At 76.0% G+C, this 4,105-nt stretch carries 4 protein-coding genes; 1 reads left to right on the top strand and 3 read right to left on the bottom strand.

Annotated features, from left to right (window positions below; genetic code table 11):
* Window positions 1-137: 137 nt before the first annotated feature.
* The 3 genes from AB0M46_RS51130 to AB0M46_RS51120 form a co-directional block, all read right to left on the bottom strand.
* On the bottom strand, window positions 138-728 hold the full coding sequence (locus AB0M46_RS51130) for a hypothetical protein (RefSeq protein ID WP_363349005.1): 591 nt from the start codon (window positions 726-728) through the stop codon (window positions 138-140).
* Window positions 729-755: 27 nt separating this feature from the next.
* Entirely contained in the window at window positions 756-2,123 is a 1,368-nt protein-coding gene (locus AB0M46_RS51125) for an FAD-dependent monooxygenase (RefSeq protein WP_363349003.1), read from the bottom strand.
* Window positions 2,124-2,189: 66 nt separating this feature from the next.
* A complete protein-coding gene (locus AB0M46_RS51120) occupies window positions 2,190-3,149 on the bottom strand; it encodes an NAD(+)/NADH kinase (protein WP_363349001.1) in 960 nt (319 codons plus the stop codon).
* Between the two features lie 53 nt (window positions 3,150-3,202).
* On the opposite strand from AB0M46_RS51120, the gene AB0M46_RS51115 reads away from it, so the two are divergent.
* On the top strand, window positions 3,203-4,105 hold a 903-nt coding region (locus AB0M46_RS51115; RefSeq protein WP_363348999.1), incomplete at its 3' end, for a hypothetical protein.

The following is a 4,105-nucleotide window of genomic DNA, read 5'->3' as shown; positions in this document are numbered from 1 at the left end:
GTTTACACCCCTGCGGGCGACGATCAACCCGGATCTCGAACACGGCAACCCCTGATCAAGTCAGGTGTTGCAACGACCCCTTGAAACCGGGGGCGCCGCATAAGTCTGATAAGTCGTGCCGGCTCGGACGTATCGGTTCAAACAGCGCTACCGCCGTCTGCGGCCAACGCCATGCCCACCTCGCGCAGGACCGCCTGCCACTGGGCCTCGTCCTGCTTGGGCAGCAGGTCGTCCCACAGCGCGAGGCAGCTCCCCCGCAGCTGGCCCAGCCCCGCCGGCCGGGCCATCAGCCACATGTGCAGGTGCGACGCCCCGTCGCCGACCTTCATCACGTGCACGCGGCCGATGCCGCCCAGCCCCACGATCGCCCGCTCGACCCGCTGCACCATCGGCCCCAGCTCCGCGGCCCGCTCCGGCGGCAGGTCGTGCAGGTCGTGGTGGGCGATCGGGCACAGCAGCAGCGTCACCGGCACGGCGGTGGGGCCGCCGACGTGGCGCACCAGCCAGTGCTCGTCCCGCCAGACCAGGTCGCGGTCCGGGTCCTGGCAGGTCGAGCACGTGGCCGGGCCGTCCTCGCCGTCGCGCGGCGGCTCCGGCAGCACCGGATCCTCGAGGGGCTTCACCCGCAGGTCGCCCTCGAACGGGAAGATCTCCCAGCCGGGCATGCCGCCCTCGAACGCCACGCCCGGGCCGGCGACCGGCAGGTGCCGCAGGAATCGATCCATCATGCCGCCGCATTGTGCCAGCCGGGACGGCTACACGGGGACCGCCGGGCGCGGGGCCGGGGCCGGCGCCGGGGTAGCGGCGCGGCGGCCGTGCCACAGCACCCGGGCCAGCATCGGCGGGGCCATCAGCGACTGCGGCGGGCGGACCAGGTTGGTGACCTCCAGGAAGCGCCGGGCCACCGCCGCGTCCCGGCCGGTCGCCGCCTGCACCCGGGCCACGTACGCGTTGAGCAGGTCGGTCCGGCGGCTGCGCGGGCCCTGCACCTGCGGGTAGGCGAGGTCACCGCCGGCCGACATGTCCCAAGGCACGTCGATGATCCGGGCGGCCCGGGCGTAGAAGCGGGCCGGCAGGCCGTCCAGGCCGTCCCGCGCGGCCGCGCCGAGCTCCCGGGCCTGGGCGACGGCGACGGTCATGCCCTGGCCGTACGCCGGATTGAAGCTGCACAGCGCGTCCCCGACGGACACCAGCCGCTCGGGCCGCCGGATCAGCCGCTCGTAGCGGCGCCGGACGCTGCCCGGCAGGCGCAGCCGCACCGGGTCGCCCAGCGGCTCGGCGGCGCACAGCAGCCGGTGCAGCCGCGGGTCGGGCAGCTTGGCGGCGAAGGCCTGGTAGCCGTCGTGGTCGGTCGGCGGGGCCTGGCCGGCGCCGACGCCGAGCAGGGTGACCATCCACCGGTCACCGTCGGTGCCGAGGGCGATGCCGCCGTACGGGCGGGCCGGGCCGCCGGGCGCGTTGAGGATCGCGGCGAAGTCCTCCCGGCCGGGGACGCGGCGGTAGTCGCGGGAGACGTAGACGGTGCCGGCGTCGATGCGCTCCTCGGCGGGGCGCTCGAAGCCCAGCGCCTCCAGCCAGGAGGCGCCCCGGTTGCCGCGGCCGGTCGCGTCGACGACCAGGTCGGCGTGGACCTCACGGTCCGCGCCGCCGGCGACCGGGCGCACCGTCGCGCCGGTCACCCGCGTGCCGTCGTAGCGCAGGCCGGTGGCCTCGTGGCCGTCGAGGACGGTGACGCCGGGCAGGGCGGCGACCCGCTCGCGCAGGTACGACTCCAGCAGCGCCCGGCTCACGCACAGCCCGGCCAGGCCGGAGGCCGCGCGGGGCGCCGGGCGGTTCCCGAAGACCCACACGACGTCGCGCTGGATGTCCACGGGCACGGCGCCGCGGGCGGCCAGGTCGGCGACGAGGCCGGGGAAGAGCTCCTCCAGGACGGCCCGTCCGTGGGCGAGCAGGCCGTGCGCGTGCTCGGCCTGGGGCACGCCCCGGCGGTGGGCGGAGCCGTCGGGCAGGGTGTCGCGGTCGAAGACGGTGACGCGGCCGAACGTGTCGCGCAGCGCGCGGGCCGCGGTCAGCCCGGCGATGCTGGCGCCGAGGACGACGGCGTGGCGGTGGTTATCGGGCACGGTGAACACTCCGAGGACGTCGCGTGAAAGTTCAGGCGCATCGATCCTCGGCAACGACGACCGGAGTCACCGTCGGTAACGGGACAGTGTCGAGATTGCTTCGCCGCGGGCGATGGCCTCGTGGGCCCGCTGGCGCAGCTCCGGCGGGATGAGCTCGAGCAGCTGGCCCGGGCGCAGGGGCAGGTCGAGCAGGCTCAGCTTGACCCGGCTGCGGTGGGCGTGGTCGGTGGCCGACAGGCGGACCACCTCGGCGGCGCCGCGGCGCAGGGTCGCGCTCAGCTCGCCGCCGCGGTCGAGGGAGGCACTCGCGGTACCGTCGACGTCCACCGCGATCGGGGCGCTGTCCGCGGCCACGGCCAGGGTCACGGTGTCCCCGGCGCCGAGGACGACCGCCCGGGCGATGCCGGACATCGGGGCGACCGGCGTGATCACCAGCGCGTCCGAGGACGGGGAGAGGATCGGGCCTCCGGCCGCATAGCTGTACGCCGTGGAGCCCGTCGACGTCGCCACGACCACGGCGTCGGCGCGGTAGTAGCCGTACTGCACGCCGTTGACCCACAGGTCGACGGAGACGCCGCCGGTGCGGGCGGCCCGGGCGAGCACCACGTCGTTGAAGCCGAAGCGGGTCGACAGCTCGGCGCCCTTCGCGCTCGCCTCCAGGCAGGCATGCCGCTCGATGGTGAAGTCGCCCTCGGCGAGGCGGACCAGGGCGGCCGGCAGCTCGCCCGGCCCGATCTCGGCGAGGAAGCCGAGGTTGCCGTGGTTGACGCCGAGGATCGGCACCGGGCGCTCGGCGGTGAGCCGCATGGCGCCGAGCATCGTGCCGTCCCCGCCGAGCGCGATGAGCCCGTCGACCTCGCCCGCGAACGCGTGGTCCGGCACCGTGTGCACCTGCTCCGGCAGGCGCGTCCGGTCGCTGTCGCGGGCCAGGATGCGGACCGGGTGGTCGCGGGCGGCGGCGAGGATCGCCGCGACGGACTCGTGCACGGGCTTCACCGGGTGCAGAACCAAGCCGACCGAGCGCATGCCGCTATTCTCCCTCTCCTCGTATTCTCCCCTCTCCCCGCTATCGTGGCGCCATGGACAACGCCGACGAGTTCTGCCGGCTGGCCTGCCTGACGTACACCTCGCAGGACGGACCCCAGCGCTGGGAGGCCGCCCGCCGGCTGCTGCACGCCCGGCCGGACCTGACCCGGGAGCACATCTGGGCGGCGTCGGCGGCCGGCCGCGACGGCGACGCCGAGCGCCTCCTCGCCGCCGATCCGGGCCTCGCCACCCGCCCCGGAGGGCCGTTCGGGTGGCGGCCCCTGAGCTACCTGGCGTACTCCCGCGTCGGCGGCGACCGGCCGGTGGACCTCGCGCGGCGGCTCCTGGCGGCCGGCGCCGACCCGGACGAGGGGCAGCTGTTCGGCGGCCTGGTGCCGCCGTTCACCGCGCTGACCGGCCTGATCGGGCACGGTGAGCGGGGACCGGCCGACCAGCCGCGCCATCCCCGGTGGCGGGAGCTGGCCCGGCTGCTGCTGGCCGCCGGCGCCGACCCCAACGACGGCCAGGCCCTGTACAACACCATGTTCGCGCCCGACGACGAGCCCCTGCAGCTGCTCTTCGAGTTCGGCCTGGGCCGCCCGCACGACTCACCCTGGCGGCGCCGGCTGGGCGAGCGCCTGGCCACCCCGGAGCACATGCTGCGGACCCTGCTGCGCTGGGCGGTCGAGCACGACCAGCGCGATCGCGTGCGGCTCCTGGCGGAGCACGGCGTCGACGTGCGGTCCCCGTTCACCGGCGACGGGCCGGCCTGGGCCCCGGGCGACGGCTCGACGCCGGTCGCGCTCGCCCGGCTGTACGGCAACGAGTCCATCGTGGACGACCTGATCGCCCGCGGCGCCCCGCCACCGGCCCCCGACCCGGTGGCCGACCTGATCGCGGCCGCGTTCCGGGCCGACCCGGCCGCGGTGGCCGCCGTGCAGGCCCGCCACCCCGGC

Source organism: Dactylosporangium sp. NPDC051485 (genome assembly GCF_040682015.1).
Lineage (GTDB): Bacteria > Actinomycetota > Actinomycetes > Mycobacteriales > Micromonosporaceae > Dactylosporangium.
Note: the sequence above shows the minus strand (reverse complement) of the source record. Positions and strands in the feature narration are given on the sequence as shown.